The 17866-nt window shown below is 53.1% G+C and carries 6 protein-coding genes; 2 read left to right on the top strand and 4 right to left on the bottom strand.

Annotation, left to right across the window (positions count from 1 at the left end):
* Positions 1-8 precede the first annotated feature (8 nt).
* Positions 9-4088 (top strand): DUF7948 domain-containing protein, encoded by a 4080-nt coding sequence (locus tag VO84_RS05985; protein WP_157439745.1) that lies wholly within the window; start codon positions 9-11, stop codon positions 4086-4088.
* 86 nt (positions 4089-4174) lie between these two features.
* On the opposite strand, the gene VO84_RS05980 is transcribed toward VO84_RS05985, so the two are convergent.
* Positions 4175-7531, bottom strand: coding sequence for a glycosyl hydrolase (locus VO84_RS05980; protein WP_058186408.1), 3357 nt, complete (start codon positions 7529-7531; stop codon positions 4175-4177).
* A gap of 161 nt (positions 7532-7692) precedes the next feature.
* The gene (locus tag VO84_RS05975; RefSeq protein ID WP_082661772.1) at positions 7693-8505 is read right to left on the bottom strand and encodes an SDR family oxidoreductase; all 813 of its coding nucleotides are present in this window, start codon (positions 8503-8505) and stop codon (positions 7693-7695) included.
* Positions 8506-9815: 1310 nt separating this feature from the next.
* Here VO84_RS05975 and VO84_RS05965 point away from each other — a divergent pair.
* Positions 9816-13298: a TonB-dependent receptor gene (locus VO84_RS05965; RefSeq protein ID WP_058186404.1), complete on the top strand. Its 3483-nt coding sequence runs from the start codon at positions 9816-9818 to the stop codon at positions 13296-13298.
* A 210-nt stretch (positions 13299-13508) separates the two neighbouring features.
* Here the strand turns inward: VO84_RS05965 and VO84_RS05960 are convergent, their stop codons facing one another.
* Complete coding sequence (locus VO84_RS05960) at positions 13509-15344, bottom strand: tetratricopeptide repeat protein (protein ID WP_231737804.1); 1836 nt, start codon at positions 15342-15344, stop codon at positions 13509-13511.
* Between the two features lie 146 nt (positions 15345-15490).
* Positions 15491-17815, bottom strand: a complete 2325-nt coding sequence (locus VO84_RS05955) for a glycoside hydrolase family 88 protein (protein WP_058186400.1) — start codon at positions 17813-17815, stop codon at positions 15491-15493.
* Between the last annotated feature and the right edge of the window lie 51 nt (positions 17816-17866).

The raw sequence follows: 17866 nt of genomic DNA, 5'->3' as shown, positions 1-17866 counted from the left end.
GAGGAATCGTGCGCGTTGTCTTATCGAATTCAGTCTCAGTGTGTGATCAGCCGATTCACGGCAAGGAACGTCCCCTTCTATCGCTTATCCCGAAACATATTGCGCGGCAGACTCAGGCAGCATTACTACTGGCGACGTCGTTAATCGCGACAATGCAGGGCCAGCCCACTGCACAAGCCACATCGTCTTCCGTAGCAACGGTCAATCGCACCTCTATTTCTGCAAACTACGGCAAGCTGCCGATGAGTTTCGAAGCAAACCAGGGGCAGACGAGCACACAGGTCCGGTTTCTCTCGCGCGGTAGCGGTTACTCGTTGTTTTTGACAGACAGAGAAGCCGTCCTTGCATTGCGCAAGCCTGATGCGCGCGTGCCGCATAAAGCGAGTGGTCTCCTCTATGACAAACCTGCTGAACCGGGCCGAAAAAAATTCAATACCGACGTAGTCCGGATGCATTTCGAAGGCACGGGCAGAGGCCTGCGTATCAGTGGAGAAGACAAACTGCCCGGCACGGCGAATTACTTCATCGGCAGCGATCCACAGAAGTGGCATAGCAATGTACCTACTTACGGCAAGGTGGAATATACCGGCGTATATCCGGGCGTTGACCTTGTTTATTATGGCAATCAGCAGCAACTGGAGTATGACTTCATCGTTGCACCGAACTCCAATCCGGGTTCAATCAAGGTACATTTCGACGGTGCGAAGCGACTCGAGATCGATAAAAACGGTAATCTCGATGTGATCGTGAAGAATGGCGAGATCACGTTCCACAAGCCTGTTGTTTATCAAAATAAAGATGGCCTGCGGCGACCGGTCGAAGGGCGATTTGTCCTCGAAGCTGGCCACGCCATCGGTTTTGTCGTGGGCCCCTATGATCACTCCGAGCCGCTGATCATTGATCCAACACTGGCTTATTCGACCTATCTTGGAGGCACGTCCGGTGGAAGCTATGGAACAGCAATCACGGTGGACTCAAGCGGCGATGCCTACGTCACTGGAATTGCGTATCCGACAAGCTTTCCCACGACAAGCAGTGCTTTTCAAACTGCAAACAATAGCAGCACACCGACAGTGTTCGATGTATTTGTCACCAAGTTAAATGCAACCGGTACCGCGCTTGTTTACTCGACCTATCTCGGCGGCAGCGGAAATATCAGTGTGGCCGGAACTTTGAATCACGGAGATTATCCAACCTCAATTCGTGTCGACGGCAGTGGCAATGCATACGTGGCGGGCATCGCCTTCTCGACTGATTTTCCCAAGACCAGCGGTGCCTATCAGACGGTCAATAATGGCGGCACGAATGGAGTTTCAAACTGCTTCGCCACGAAGTTGAATACTACCGGAACAGCGCTGGTCTATTCGACATATCTCGGCGGAAGTGGCATCTCCGGATATGCCGGGCAAGCTTCACTCGGTGTCGCCGGAGGCGATGGTTGCTCTGCGATCGCTATCGATAGTTCGGGGAGTGCCTATGCAGCTGGTGAAGCATATTCAAGCAATTTCCCTGTCACCAGTGGCGCCTATCAAACTACTAATAAGAGTGCAACGAACTCACGTCCCAACGCCTTTGTGAGCAAAATCAGCCCCGATGGAACAACCCTTGACTACTCTACGTATCTCGGCGGCAGCGATGGCGACAGTGGCATGGGAATTGCCGTGGATGCAAGCGAGAATGCTTACATTGCCGGAGGGACCTACTCAGGTGATTTTCCTGTGACAAGCGGAGCCTATCAAAGTTCAAACAATGATTCTGGAAATGGCAGTGAAGCATTTGTCGCTAAGCTGAACGCGACTGGATCATCCCTCATTTATTCCACGTACCTGGGAGGTTCTGGAAACCCGAATGGACCGTCTGGAAATAATAACGGAGACGGGGCTCTCAGCATTGCTCTCGATTCTTCAGACAATGCTTATATTTTTGGACTCACATCTTCGTCCGATTTTCCCACCTCATCGGGAGCCTACCAAATAGCAAACAATGCTTTTAGTTCGGCTTCAGGCCCAAATTACTTTGTAACAAAGTTAAATACATCCGGTGCATCTCTTGTGTATTCAACCTATCTTGGCGGCAGTGCTCTTGATGCGAATGCGGGATCGGCAGGCATGGCCGTGGACTCAAGCGGAGATGTGTATATAACCGGCTATGCAATGGGAACGGATTTTCCCGTTACAGCCAACGCTTATCAGGCTGCTCCTGCCTGCGCTTTGGCAATCTACGAATCAGTACCGTACGAATACGAAAGCCCTGTCTTTGCGGAGTTAAACCCCACCGGCACAGAGCTCGTTTATTCCACTTATTTTGGCGGTAGTGGCACGATTAACGTATCAGGCCCTCTCGTTAGCATCTATAACTGCGATGAGGGATATGGGCTTGCCCTGGATTCGAGCAACAATGTGTATCTGACCGGAAACGCACCTTCGTCAAATTTCCCGATCACGACTGGTGCATACCAGACGACGAATCCTGTAAATGGCAGTGCATTCATATCCAAATTTTCCATGAGCGCCACCAGTACAACGATTTCCACTACAACATCGCTTACTGGAGATCCCAATCCTGCGAACGTAGGTGCAGCAGTAACGTTTACCTCTACGGTGACCCCAGCGAGCATGTCCGGTGTTCCTACAGGAACGGTGACATTCAGCGTGGATGGTGGTGCCGGAACCGCGGAAGCAGTAAATGGGAGCGGCCAAGCCACCTATTCCACCAGCACATTGGTTGCTGGCGCACACACCATCAATGCAAGCTACTCAGGAGACTCGAACTACACGGCCAGTAATGCCACACCGTATACGGAAACTATCAATGGTCCTTCGCCGGGAGGCATTTCAGTAGTCTCAGGTTCAGGCCAGACAGCACCGTATGGCTCTGCGTTTGCAAATCCGCTCATAGTCATTGTTAAAGATACAAATGGAAATCCGGTTTCGGATGTGATTGTCACATTTACCGGCACAGGGCTCAAATTTTCGAGCATGACCGCAACGACAGGTTCGAATGGCGAAGCCTCCGTTACGGCTACGGCAGTTGCTTCGAAGAGTTTGATGGCCTCTGCAAGCGCGACCGGCGTATCAGGCTCAGCAGCATTTTCGTTGACTGCGACTCAGGTTCAACTCACTGTGACGGCAAACAATGTTAGCGTGCCATACGGCCAAGCCATTCCGCCACTCTTCGGCTTTACCGTCACAGGATTTGTCAACGGAGATACTGCCGCATCGGCGATAAGCGGCGGTCCGCAAGAACTAGTGTACGCAGCCCAGGGATCCCCGGTGGGAACCTATCCCATCACGCCCTCGCTTGGATCGCTCGTGGCGGCCAACTATACATTTACATATGTGGACGGAACGCTGACGATCACCGCGCTGAGTGCCGCCACCACGCCTACATTTTTACCCGCGGCCGGGACGTATACGTCAGCGCAAAGCGTGACGATCAGCGATGCAACAGCGGGCGCAACCATATACTGCACGAAAGACGGTACGACTCCAACAACTTCGTCATCGCAATGCATGTCTTCGGTCACCATCAACAGCAATGAGACTATTGAAGCCATTGCCTCTGCGCCCGGTTACGCAAACAGCAGCGTGGCGAGCGCGGCTTATGTCATCAACTTGCCGCCTCCTGGCTTTACACTTGCGCTTGCGTCATCTTCACTTACGGTTAGGTCTGCCAGTTCGGCTACAGACGCGGTCACCATCACGCCGCAGAACGGATTTTCAAGCGCAGTTCTTCTTACTTGTTCCGGTTTGCCGTCCAATACTACGTGCACGTTTGCTCCGAGTTCAGTGACGCTTTCAGGATCTGCAGCTACGTCTACACTTACCGTGGCAGAAACAGCCTCCGCTGCGGCAGTCAAACAGGGAATGCCTTTGCTGCCCGCAGTCCTCGTAGTGGCATTCTGCTTCATTGGCAAAGGAGCACGCAGTTGGATGCGATCGCTATGCGTCCTGCTTCTCAGTGTGATGGGCGCCGTGGCTATTAGCGGCTGCGGAGGCGGTACACCGAAACCCACTGTCTCCAAAGTAACTGTCACGGCTACGTCAGGAACGCTTACGCAAAGCACAACCTTCACGCTGACCGAGTAGCAAAGGACGGAAGTACGCGGATCGCATGCGATCACCAGGTGGAAGGGCTCCTGTCTTAAAAGTCCTTCCATCCGCAAATGCCTCGTCTACCGCTTATCCGCTCGGATCACGGTGACCGGTCCTAGAAGTCCCGAAGGCATCAGCGGTGAATCTGCCTTGTAGCTTTCGACGACAGTAAACGTGCATTTTGTCGCGCCCGGCTGAAGGTCGCCGATGATGCGGTTTACCCACGTATTCACCACTTTGATTTCCACTTGATTGGGGCCCGGTTTGAGTGCCCCTGTTACGTCCACCCGATATGGCGCGTGCCACACAACGCCAAGATATTTGCCGTTGATTTTCACTTCGGCAAGATTCTTGACGTCTCCGAGATCGAGATACAGATTCTCGCTTTTCGCAAACCAACTCGCGTCTGCCTGGATTGTCCTGGTGTACGTTCCAGCTCCGGAGAAATACTTTACACCGGCGTCGGAATTATCCGTCCATGAAGCCAACGCATTGAGCGTGATCGAAGGCGGTGCGCCGCGATCAGGCTGGAAGGCCACCATCCATGGACCATCCACCGCTGCTACCTGCGACTCCGATACGGCAGGAAGTGTGTGTGCAGTTTCCGAAGTAGGTTTGCGGAAGACCACAAAAACCGTTCCCCAGGGTTCAAGCGTGAGAGGAACCGTCGTGCGCCCATCGGCAATGGTGAAGGAAGCAGGTTTCATGCTTCCGTTCTCGGCGTACCACAACTCGGGCGCCTTGCCGGTTACGCGAAATTGCGCATTAAGAGTCTGCGGTTGGTCACTGCGGTTGTCCACAAAGTACAAATCGCCGCCAGAAACTTTGCGATGAACGAACTCCACATCCACGCCCGCACGGTTGGCATCAAAATCCGGTGCGAGATGCAAATCCGCTAAAACATCTGCAAGCTTCTGCCCTGCATATACCTTGCCTTTGCCCACCGTTTGCATGCCGGAGCCGTTGCCAAAAAGCTGATCACTGAGTTGCTTGAATTCGGTTTGATCATCAGCCAGGCTTGGATCGTCCAGAGGCTTGGGCCCGGCAACCACCGCGCCGTCCTCCACCAGCGTATGAATCGCCTTCAACACAGGAAGAGACATATACCGGCTGTTCGGATCGAGCGCCAGAACCTGGTAGTTCATGCCGCTCTTTGTGGTGATGAAATGGTCCTTCACGCTCAGCTCATGGATGAGCGCATCAGCATTGATGTAATCAAACCCATAGCCCGCAGGAATGTGTGGCGCACTGCCTCCGAAGATTTCCGTGAGGTTGGAATCTTCGCCGTAGAAGTAAACAATGTCCGCGCCAAAATGCCCCTGCTGCAGCAAATAGCTGGTGCGGGCAAGATAGTTGATCCATGTGCCGGCCTGCGCGGCCCACGTCTCATTGCGATTAAACCATTGGCCATAGGGTCCAAGCGTCAGGCCAGGCGCCTTCTTCGGATCAGCCAGCGGCTGGTGTGCAGACTCATGAATCACAAAGCGGTTGATGCCGTTCAAGAACTCCGCATCTGCTGTTGGTTTCAAAGTATAAGGAGACCACGCCCACGGATCGCTTCCGGCAGTCATGGACTCAGCCGCTGCAATGTTCTGCCCATAAAGATGCGCCACGGAAGCCGATTCGCGATCATCGGCATTGTAACCATACTGCTTCGGATTGACGCCGGGATGGGTCGTCCACATCGCGGACATCGGAATCTCATTCATCTTCTTTACTTCCATACCGTCGGCCGGCAGGGCGCGACCGCCTTCGTGCGATTCGCCGTAATGACCCATTCCGCGTTCGTGCAAAATCGTTTCGAGCTCGCCATAATGTTCCGTGGCGACCAGGTCGGCAATGGCCTTGCGAAAATCCCACAGGAAGCGATCACTGGCTTCGGAGCTCTCTACGACATGGCCGGTAAGCACAGGCAGCCATGGCGTGGCATCATAGCCGCGTAGCTTTTTGAACTGCTCCAGCATCTTGTCGGTCCAGTTCTGTGAGCCTGCTTCCCAACTGTCGTTGATGACAAATTGGATTCCCTTTTTGCCCATCTCATCGGCGCCCACTGTTTCCTTATAGCTATCCAGATACTTCTCGAAATAGCTACGCACATAGCGTCGGTCTAGCTTGTCGACTTCCAGGCCCGTTGCTTCCGCAGTCGCCGGATGATTCGCAATCCCGAGCAGCGAGTAGCCCAGCCGCAAAATCACCCAGTCACCCGCAGGAGGCGTCCAGTCCAGCGTTCCGTCGGCGCTCATCTTGCCGGTCAAATCCACCACGTCGGCCTTGGCAATCACATCCGAAGGTTCCGCAGGCGGAGTCGCGTATTGATAGAGATTGCCATCGAGCCGGAATGCTGCCTTGGTTTGCCAATTGTTTACACGCGCACCGGTATGCAGTACCAGCTCCGAAAGGTCAAATGTCGTTGGTGCTTTGGGCATATCCTGGGTGCGTGCCGCGTGGCGACCAGACTGCGGAGGCGGAGTTCTCTCGAAGGTTACGCGGAAGTATTTTGCCGTGACGGCAGGGAAGGCGATAGTGTCTTCCCAGAAATCCGGATTTCTGATTTCAACTACGCGTTTCCAGCTCTTGCCGTCGTCGCTCGCTTCCAGATTTTTCTTCGGCCGCGACGTCCCGGCGGCAGCAGCCAATCGTCTCCAATCTCTCGCCGGCTCCACGATTGTCAGAGCATGCATGGTTACCGGCTGCGGATACTCGTACTGAATCCAGGCGAGCTGCCCTTCCTGCTGTATTTTCACGCCCGTGCTGTTTTGCAGGTTCCCATCGGAGAGCATCGCCGGGTTCAAGTCTGCGCTGCTGCCGGTAATCTTTGCGTGTAACTGCTCAGCCGTGAGGTCGCTTGCGGGACGGCGAAAAGCTACGACAGCTGCATCCGCATAGTATTCAGGCGCGTTGAACTCATGCCGCACATAATCCTGAAATTCGCCCGTGCTCGTCGGCGGATGTACCAGCGTGCCGTGAAAGGGCTTGCCGCCGACTACTTCGGTCTCGCTCCACACATACTTTTTCATGCCTTCCTGCGGTTTTACCCACGGGCCACCGGACTCGCTCCAACCAGGTGAACCGGCAATGGCCATCTCGAAGCCATATTTGTCTCCCACTTGAATCGCATATTTGAAGGCATCCTTCCACTCCGGAGTCATGTAGGCAAGGCGCTGCTTCACTACCTGTGGCGTATCCAGCGCGGCATCAAAATTCTGGAACCCGGCCAGGCCGATCCGATGCATCCAGTCAAGGTCAAGCTGAATGCCTTCCTTTGTAATATTCCCATTCATCCAGTGCCACCACACACGCGGGCGAGCGCTTGCAGGCGGATTCTCAAATCCATTCCTGAGCGGATCCGTCGATTGCTGTGCGATTGCTGCGGAAGTTGCAAGAAGCATACTGAAACCTGCGGCGGCCAGTCCCAGTCTATGTACGATCTTTGTCATCTCTGGAGTTCTCCGAAAGCTGATCCTGAAGCATGCTTTTCGCGGCGCCTCTCGAGGAGTACAGAGAGGCGAGGTATGTTCTGCTTCAGGTTGATAAACAAGCAAAACTATAGGCGTGCATGAGTTGGTGTGTCAAAAGGTAAAATTATTTCTCTATTGGATTAATCGCGACCAGGGATGACCCAATAAACTGGCCCTCTGTTTAGGGAGATCCGGGCAAATTTGGATACGTTCACATATACTTCTTGACCGCTCATCTTGTTACTTGGCGACAGAAGTAAGAGAACGGCGGAAGCGATTTCGGCCGGACTGGTAAAACGGTGACCAAGCGGGATTCTCGAAGTAATTTTTCTTTCTGCTTCATTTGGATCTGGAAATTTATCCAGCCAGGTACGGTATTGCGGTGTTAATACTTCAGCAGGAATCACTACATTGACTCGAATCTCATATTTTGCCAATTCGTCCGCCCACGCAGTGGTGAGCCCAAGAATCGCTCCCTTGGAGGCAGCATACCCCAATGTTCCGCCTTGTCCGGTAATTGCCACCTTGGATCCGATGTTCACAATCGCACCCTTGGAAGCGATCAGGAACGGCAAAGCTGTCTTTGCCATCGCATAGCAATGTGCCAGATTAAGTTGTAGAGAGGCTGTGAATCTTTCGGGAGTACCATTTTCAAGGCCAACCCCATCGTTGACTCCGGCATTATTTATGAGTGCATCGATACGGCCAAGCTTCTTTGCGATCTCTGTCACAGCAAGATCGGTCGCACAGTGATCGGTTAGATCCATAGTGACGGCTTCACTTCTGTGATTTCTTCCCCGAAGTTTTTGTTGAATTGCCGTTACAGCGGCCTCATCACGATCAACAATGACTGGAATCGCTCCTTCACTTGAGCACAACTCTACAATGGCAGCGCCGACGCCTTTAGCGCCTCCGGTCACAACGATTACTGCATCTTTTAGCCCTAAGTCCACCGCATCCAAATATATCGAAAAAATGGCCTCCAGCTGCCACTTGAGTCACATGTTTCTCATCTTCCCAGTGTTCTGCCGCAAAGACTGCTGAAATCTGGTTCGCGTAACCGCCTTATTGTTCTTGCACTTTTGCCAAATTGCTGCCGGTCGTCCAGGGCCGCGAACGAAGTCCCCAGAGTCTGATCAGGTGGGGCATTGTCGGGCGCGTATCTCGCCAGCGAAACGTTACGAGAATGATGGAACTGTTTGCACGGAGTCGTCTGACCGTGGGCTGGGACCCGAAAGCGCGCTGCCGGTAATCAGTTCGTTTGCAACCCCAGAAGTGGAGTAGGGAAAGCCCAGGGAAGAAAGTCCCAACTTGCAATGGGATCGAACCTTCATCCTGAAGAAGCGATGCGGCCAAAGCAACAGAGCATATAAAAGAGAAATTCTATATAAGTGCGAGAAAATAAAGAACTATTTCCGAATTTTTCACGACGCGTACTGTGTATAAGATGACGACCTGTAAGCCTGCATAGTGCGGTTCTCTCATGGTGCCTGAGTTCGGTTTCCGGGATATGGGTATCGGAAAACGAATCGTTTATAGAACAACCGCATAATGCCCGCAAATACAGGGAAATAAAATATCGAAACGTTCCTATTGCAAATTACACTCTGAATCGAGTAGACTTCGTGCCGTTGAACTGAGGCCTATTCAAAATGTGCCAATCCATCCACCGAGTTGCGGGTAGCAGTCGTCTCCCATTTGCCAATCAAGTGCGCCTGCTGGCACGGCAAAAGGATTTCGACGCTGCCCTGCGACACCAGGCGTGCAAGGCCCGCAGAGTATGTCCTCTTGAGCGGGCAGAGTGGCACGAGGGCTTCAGTGAGAGTCGCGCATCGGCACGAATCATGAGTGCCGACCACTTCCATCTCCACTCTTCTTCCGATTACCGGCGTTCTAGTGACGGTAGTCGTAAACGTGCCCACAAATCGGGCCCAAATCAACCGTTTCCGAAATCGTCAAGATCTCGAAAACATCATCTCGTTGTTCCGCGGTCTTGCCGTCAATTCGTGAGATCTGATGCGAATTTCAGCTATCTGCAGAACTTCATCAACCTCAACGACGTTTCTTCATGGTCTGAAAATGAGCCTTCCCGAAGCCCTTTATCCGGCTTTTCACTCTTCTTGTTAATCGATTCAGCTACGGATCCCGTGGGCAATCTATCGATCAAAAGCAGCTTCGAGGATGACCTAACTTCAACCATGGCCTTTTTGAAACGGGCCGCGACCGCAACGTTGTAGAGCAACAAAATCTTTGGGAGGAATGCATGATGCGGAAAGTGACGCAATTTGTCCTAGTTACCGTATTGCTGTTCAGCTGTGCGGTCAGACAATTACATGCGCAGACGACAGCACAAATCACCGGCGCTATTGTTGATGCGCAGAACGCTGCGGTGGCAGGGGCCAGCGTAGTTGTCACAAGTGTGGATACCGGCATTACACAGACAGCAAAGACGAACACTCTTGGCGTCTACACTGTGACATTTCTGAAACCCGGATCTTACAAGGTCGACATAAGCGCTACGGGATTTACTTCCATTAGCCGAACCGGCGTGGTGCTGGAGGTAGGGCAGACCGCGACGTTGAACTTTGATTTGCACGTGGGCGGGAACGTTGAAACTGTCACCGTCTCAGATTCCACGCCCCTCCTCGACGTCTCAAGTGACGCGATTGGTGGCGTGGTCGAGCCGGCCCAAGTCGAAAATCTTCCCATGCTCGGTCGCAATTCAAACTCCCTCATGGTTCTGGAGCCTGGTGTTATTTCTACAAGGCAAACAACAGACAATCCTGTGCTGGAAAGTCACTATCAATTCTTTTCCATCAATGGCTCGCGTCCAGATCAAAGCAAATTCACCCTGGACGGAGGCAACGACACGAATCTTGCCTTTAACGGCCCCGAGTACACCCCCCAGGTGGAAGAGGTGCAGGAATATCGTGTTGAGACAAGTAATTTCGGCGCTGAAACTGGCAACAGCGCAGGCGGCATCGTGAATATTGCCACCAAGACAGGCACCAACCAATTTCACGGCAGCCTGTTTGAATATCTGCGGAACGATGATTTCTCCGCGAACGACTTCTTCTCCAACAGGGCAGGGTCTCCGCGTCCAGTGCTCCGCTATAACCAGTTTGGAGGAACCCTTGGCGGCCCTATCCTTAAGAAACGTCTGTTCTTCTTCTTTGCTTACGAAGGGCTGAGACAGAAAACTCCTGACGTGGTAACTACCAGCGTCCCGACAGATCTCGAACGGAGCGGCGATTTCTCCCAACTTACAAACGGCTCAGGGCAACCGATAACGATTTACAACCCGTGGTCCACCGTGGCGGATCCCAGTAATCCTGGTCAATACATGCGCACGGCGTTTCCCAACAACCAGATTCCTGCAGGACTGATCGACACGGTAGCGGCGAACCTGACTAAATTTTTCCCCGAGCCGAATCAACCAGGCAGTCCCGGCACTGATCTCAACAACTTCTTCTTCAGCGGGTCAAACCAGCAAAGTGTAAACAACTTTTCCGGCCGGGGAGACTACCAATTGGGTTCCAAGACCACGCTCATGGGCCGGTTCTCTCTTGAGAACCTCTCGCCCTGGGTTGTTCCCGCAACATTCGGCATGAGCAATATTGCAAGCCCAGGCTACGTTACCAAGCCTCAGCATCATCCGTATGCTCTGGCAAAAATTATTCAGACGTTCTCACCCACCTTCTTTGGAGAATTCCATTTTTCCTGGACACGCTGGTTCTACGCGTCACAAGGCTTGTCGAATGGGTTTGACCCAAGCCAACTTGGCTTTCCTAGCTACCTGGCAGCGAACAGTATTACTTTAGGTATTCCGTCGGTTTGTCCGGGAGAAATGTCCTGCCTGGGCAACTACTATAACGAGAACGATGTGACGGATCGCTACGAAAGCGAAGCCAATATGACGAAGATGTGGTCAAAGCACACGGTGAAATTTGGTGGAACCGTGGCCAAGGGAAGATACCACATGAACACCATCGACAATTCGACTGGAGCTTATTCGTCGAACCTCAGCTTTACGCAAGGTCCCAATCCACTTGAGGGGAGCGCCACATCGGGCTTCGGATTTGCTTCGTTCCTTCTTGGCACAATGAGCTCGGGCGAGCAAAACGTAACCGAAATCGTCGGCCATTACACCCAGCCGTACTTCGGCTTTTACGGGGAAGATGACATCAAACTTTCGCGCAATCTGACAGCAACCTTGGGCTTGCGCTGGGACCATGAAGATCCTCGAAGAGAGGCTCATAACGAGATGTCAAATTTTGACTTCACCGATACGTCAAACCTCCCGAACGGTACGGTCGTCACCGGAGGCCTGGAATTTCCCGGCGTGAATGGCATTCCAAGCGGTCAGTGGACCAGCACCAAAAAGGATTTTGCACCTCGTCTCGGATTGACTTATGCTCTCGGGACTCAGACGGTACTGCGCGCCGGCTATGGCATCTTCTATGGCAATAGCTGGGGGAACGGACGAAATGGTGGCTCGACCTCAAATAGCGCAATGCCCCAAAACGGGTTCTTCTGTTCGACAAATTCTCCTACTACTTTGGATAACGGCCTGACGCCGTACGCAACCTACTCGAATCCATTCCCGGGCGGCCAGTTCTGCCAGGCATCCGGCAGCTCAGCCGGTCTTTTGACTAACCTCGGCTCACCACTGACCTTTGTCGATCGCAATTACAAGCAGCCGTACCTGCAAGCATGGAACTTCAACGTCCAGCGAGTGTTGCCGGGTAAGACCGCCGTTGAGATCGCTTACTCGGGGTCCAGGGGTACACATCTTGTTGGAACCTGGGATTATGACCAGCTAAATCCCAAGTACCTCAGCATGGGGTCGGCGCTGAATAACCAGGTTCCGAATCCCTATTACGGAGTCATCACCTCAGGACCGTTGGCAACACCTACGATCACTCTGGGACAATCTTTGCGGCCCTATCCACAATTTACCGATGTCAACAGCGCCCTTGCCACCTATGGTGAGTCAAGTTACCATGCGCTGTTTTTGACGGTAACGCGGCGTCTGGCCAATGGTTTCTCAGTGTCGGGATCTTACACATGGAGCAAGTTGATCGATAACGTAATACCTTCTCCGAACTGGGGCGGGTTCTCGGGGTCTTCGTTCCAGATAGGGCTTCCGCAGAATTACTGGAACCCGAAATCAGAGCGGTCACTGGCTGGTTACAATGTTCCCCAAACTCTCGTAGTGTCCTACATCTATGAGCTTCCCCTGGGTAAGGGTAAGCCCCTCTTGAACAAGGGCGGAATTGTTAATGCTATCGTTGGTGGTTGGCAGACCAACGGCCTAACGACATTCCAAAGCGGAACTCCAATGGAAATGTATGGAGGAAATAGCAGCGGAACCTTTGAGGGTCAGCAGCGGCCTAATTGGAGCGGGAGGAATGCAACTCTTCATGGATCTGTGACGGGGCGCCTCGACAAATACTTTGACACCAGCCAGTTCTCCTACAACGCGCCTTTCACATTCGGAAATGCACCCCGGCTCATGCCAGACCTGTATCAGCCAGGAGTGGACGATTGGAATATGTCACTGTTCAAGAAATTTGACATTCATGACACGATAAAAATGGAGTTCCGCGCAGAGTCTTTCAACACCTTCAATCGCGTTCAATTCGCTCCGCCGGATACTACGATCAACGATTCAACCTTTGGGCAGATTAACGGCCAACAGAATAGTCCGAGAACTCTGCAACTTGGCTTGAGGCTCGTCTTCTGACACGGAGACGAAATCACGGGAAGGAAAAGCTCAGAGGGCGCCGCATACGCGGCGCCCTCTGAGCTTTACAATGTACCGGGCAGAGCTGCACTCGGGAAGGAGTTGTTCGTCGGTCTGATCCCCAGGAAGGAAAGCCATTTACATGACACGATGCGGTACGACATAGCGCAGCATCAGTTCGCATCTCAAGTTGAGGTGAATTATTAAGGCTTATTGTGGAGGGAGATCTAGGCGATCATCAGACTGTTCACGCAGCTGTTGTGAGACTCGAAAAGCTTCTGCAGCCTTTTCCTTATCACCCAGTTTCTGATAAACGCGACCGAGCTGGTAGTGAATACTGCCATCATCATCGGCGGACTGGGCCAACTTGAGCTCAGAGAGGGCTTGAGGAAGCCGATCTGTCCCGGCGTAAATTTCACCCAACAGGGTGTGCACGCGAGGCATGGACTTCTGTCCCGTGTCATGGATCTTTTTGAGATAGGTTTCAGCGTAAGTAAAGTGGCCGTTGCGCACCAATATTTCAGCGGCTAAAAGATTTTCTTCAGGATAATCTGGCGTTTCTGCCAGTAACGCTTTATCGATAGCCAGCGCTTCATCGTTCTTTCCTTCTGAAAACAGCGCCATGGCTAAACCCAGGCTCGCGCTCTGATTCTGTGCTTCCAGAGCGAGTGCTTTTCGATACTCATTCTCAGCATCGTCCCAGAGCTGTTTTTGACGATAGACATCGCCCAGGAGAACGTGCAGCTGCGGAGAATTCGAGCCGGTTTCGCCAGCGCGAGTTAACGCGGCAACGGCCAGTCTCTGATTCGCTTTGCTCTCCCAGTAAAGCCCATTCACACGTGTTGCAGGTGTCGATTTAAGCCTTCGTGCTGCTGATGAAGCGGTTTTGTAATCGCCTGTGTAGAAGGCGCATTGAGTCAAAAGCAAGAGAGAGGGCGCGGGCAAAACGCTCAACCGGGGCCGCAGGCCCTCACTGCATTTCTGGTACTGGCCAGACAGGTAAAATGCCTCTGTTTCCTTCGAGAGCTGTGGAGTCGTCTCCGACTTCGACTCAGTATGAGGTGTATTCCCGGATTCGGTGGGGGGGACGACTTCATGCGCTTGCAGATCTTCAGCCATGCGCAAAAGCTGGTCGCGTTGGTTTTCTGTGAGCCCATCGCGCAGCAGCGGCAAATTTTCCTGCAGAAAACCTCGATCTGCATGCCAAAGAGCTACCAGGTCCTTCAATGCGCCGTCGGTATTCCCCTGCGCCACGCGTACGGCGACAAGGCCAAGTCTGGCCAGACTGCAACTCGGATTGAGCGTTAATTCCTTGTCGAATTCCGCATGAGCTTTATCAACCTCTTGTTGCCGCAACAGCACGATGCCGTAGCCGGCATGGACACAAGGAGGGAAGAGCGATTTGGCCGTCAACACAGATGTGTAGGCTCCAGCAGCTTGAGTAAGCTTGCCCTGTTCCGCAAATGTCTCTCCAGCGCGTAGTTTGGTGTAAACCGATTCCTTGTAAGTTTCAGCCATCAAGCGATCATCAGCGCTGGATTGCTGCAAGTCAGCCATACCAAGTCCGAGCCACGCGTTCCCGTCGTCTGGCGCCAGGTTCACGGCTCTTGAATATGCATCGCCTGCATGATCTCCCTTGCCGGCAATCGCTAACGCTCGGCCTAATGCCAGCGGAGCTTGCGGATCTTGTGGATTGAGTTGTTCTGCTTTTTGCAAAAAGGGAATTGCAGTTTCAGCACGATTCAGCTTCAGATACTCGATCCCCAGAAAAAGTTGAGGCACATACATGGATCCATTGAGATGAGCCGCCTGGGTAAAACTCGTGACTGCCTCGGCAGAATTTCCTGCCAGATCGTCCATGAGCCCAAGGTTGGCCCATAACTCCGCTATGTTGGGGCTTATTTTGACAGCTTGCCGATAATATCCAGCAGCCGCAGAGAAATCGCTTCTCGCCTGAGCGTCTTTTGCGGCGGTCAGGATCGATTCGAGATTTTGTGTTTGGTTAATCTGAGTAGCCCATATCGCCATACTTGAAATGGCAGCCATGAAGGCCACGCAGCCCATTCTCCTGACGCAACTCATACGATCACCCACTGTTACAACTTCAGAGCTTATTCCATCTGCTCATTTTTAGTGGGAGGCATCCGCATGGGCAGCGCCTGCCCTGATCAGGCAAAAAAGTTGGGGCAGACTTATTTAAGAGGCCCCACGAGCTGCCCATTCTTTAAGAGCTCACTCCCTGCTACTTTGTCGATTACATTCCCATTCCAGACGATTCGGTACTGGTGTATTGAATCAATGCCGCGGAACTTGACAAGGAATTGCCTCTCACGCGCGGAAGAGGCGATGCGGAATGAGATGCTGTCTCCTTTGACCTCGACATCGGTAACGGTGCACTGGTCAAAACCGACGCCACGTTTCGAATGCAGATCAATGAAGGCATCGCCAAATTTGGGCGAGAGGAGCTCCACTGAGGTCATTGCACTGCCGGTGCCCCAATGGAAGCTCGATATACCTCCGGGTTCATCAGGATAGCCAACATGCGCCCAATTCTCAGAGGGTGCGACGGCAAAGGTAGATCGCGCCGCGGTGATTGCGCGCTCGAGATATTCGAAATTACCCGTCACGTCGTAGTAGTCGGCCAATACGATGGCTGCATAACCCTGGCGCGCGTCACTCCATTCCTGGTCAGTGTTCTGTGTGGTAAAACCGCCCAGCAGCATGGGGGTATACAGGGGATTGTTCCACACTTGCTGGGTGAGCAGAAGATAATCGAGCATCTTTGTGCCGCTCTCGAGGTACTCCGGCTTGTGCGTCAAACGATAGAGGGTGAGCATTGTAACCGGGGCCTGAATTTCAGCCATGTTGTTCTGCGGATACTGCGCAGTCCATGCATCGAAGAAGCTGTAATCCTTGCGCGCGCACGAGAGATAGGTCTCATAGTCGAACCATCGCTGGCGCGGCAGCACTTCACGCTCGATGAAGCTCATGCCGTGCTCTGCGCCAACAATATAGCGCTGATCGCCTGTGATCTCTCCTAGAGTGGCAAGAAGCAGCGCCGATGCGGTTGTTTCCGCATTGAAATCGCGAAACTCCTTGCGGGGTACAAGGGTCGATGCGTAATACCAGGAAGGAATGACCCCGGATGGCTCCTGGTGTGTGAGCAGGAACTCTGCATAGGGCTTAACGAAGGCAAGAACTTCGGCTTTGCGTCCAGGGGTCAGGTCCTCGGCCCATCGCAACATCCAATAGGCCGTCCATGACATTGCAAATGCGTGATAGCTGTCGTCGTAACTCGCCCAACCATCGCTGGGTATCCATTTCTTGTCTGCGACCATATAGATGGTTGAGAAGGCTCCGCCATTGCGCGGTGAAGAGAGGGCGAGGTTCAAAACGCTCTCGGCCTTGGCCATCATTGCTGTGTCATTCGTGTCGCGTCCATGTATGTACCATCCATACGCGGTTCGCAGAGTCTGGAACCATGGATTGAACCAGGCATCGGTTTGCGGCTTGTCCCACTCGCCTTTTAAATTGCGATCGCTTGATAGCGTGCCACATTGTTTGCCGTCGCAGGTAAAGCCGGCATAGAGGCGGTCAGCATCGGTCTTCCATGCCCGGTCTCTCCAGCTTGCAAACGAGCTCAGTTCGTGGTGCACCGCGTTCTGCTGTTCGTCCGATGAAACCATTAGCGCGGGATGTCCCAGCCGCTCCCACAGCAAGCGCACAACTCTGCGGTATCCCAACCGCGGTGGTTGCTCCGAGATCACAAGCGAATAGTCGTAGTTCACGGTGTTATCGAGGCCGTTATCAATGCTGTGAACCGTCTCGTTGGACGCGCGACGAAAGTAGCTGTGACCATGCGGCTGGCTTGGAATTGCGCCATAAGACATCCAGGGCTTGTCGTTCGATGTCACGTCGAGATCCATAGCACGCGTTTCAGCGTGATGCACATTGACACGCGGCAACAGCGCGGCAAAGAGATCGCCTTGCTGCATGATCAGGACCGGAGACTTGAAGCTGTTGGTCGGTATCAAATCATCGGCTTCACTTTTGATGTCCTGGGACCACACAAAATCGAGAGGACCGGTGTGCTCGTCGATCGATGTATGCCGTGGAGGCAAAAAGTCGTAGCGATCTTCCATGGAGCGCACGGATGCGCCCTTATTGAGCTGGAGCCTCGTGGACACATCGACGACGTCGTGCTCAGCCGTCAGCGTGACATGCTGAACAAAGGAGCCTGCGCTGCATGTGCCGCTGAACACCAGAGTGCCATCAGTCAACTCAGCCTTGGAGATAGGGCAGGTTTCAGCACCGGCGCTAGTCACTATGTGTACCAGCGATGCGGCCGAAAGCACCGGTTGCCACTCGCCATTGATCTTGACGGACAAGACTTCTCGTGGCGCGCCCGTCGTGGCCGCCTCGATCTGAATCGCGGTACCAGTCAGTTTCTGGGCGTGTGTGAGCGATCCTGCTACTACTGCCAAGCAAATGAATGCAGTGGAGTTTCGAACTTTCACCGATGCACCTCCTGCATCTTTCGTATGTATTTGCGGTTAGCTATGCTGCGC

Source organism: Occallatibacter gabretensis (assembly GCF_001449115.1).
GTDB lineage: Bacteria > Acidobacteriota > Terriglobia > Terriglobales > Acidobacteriaceae > Telmatobacter > Telmatobacter gabretensis.
This window is presented reverse-complemented; position numbering and strand designations above follow the sequence as displayed.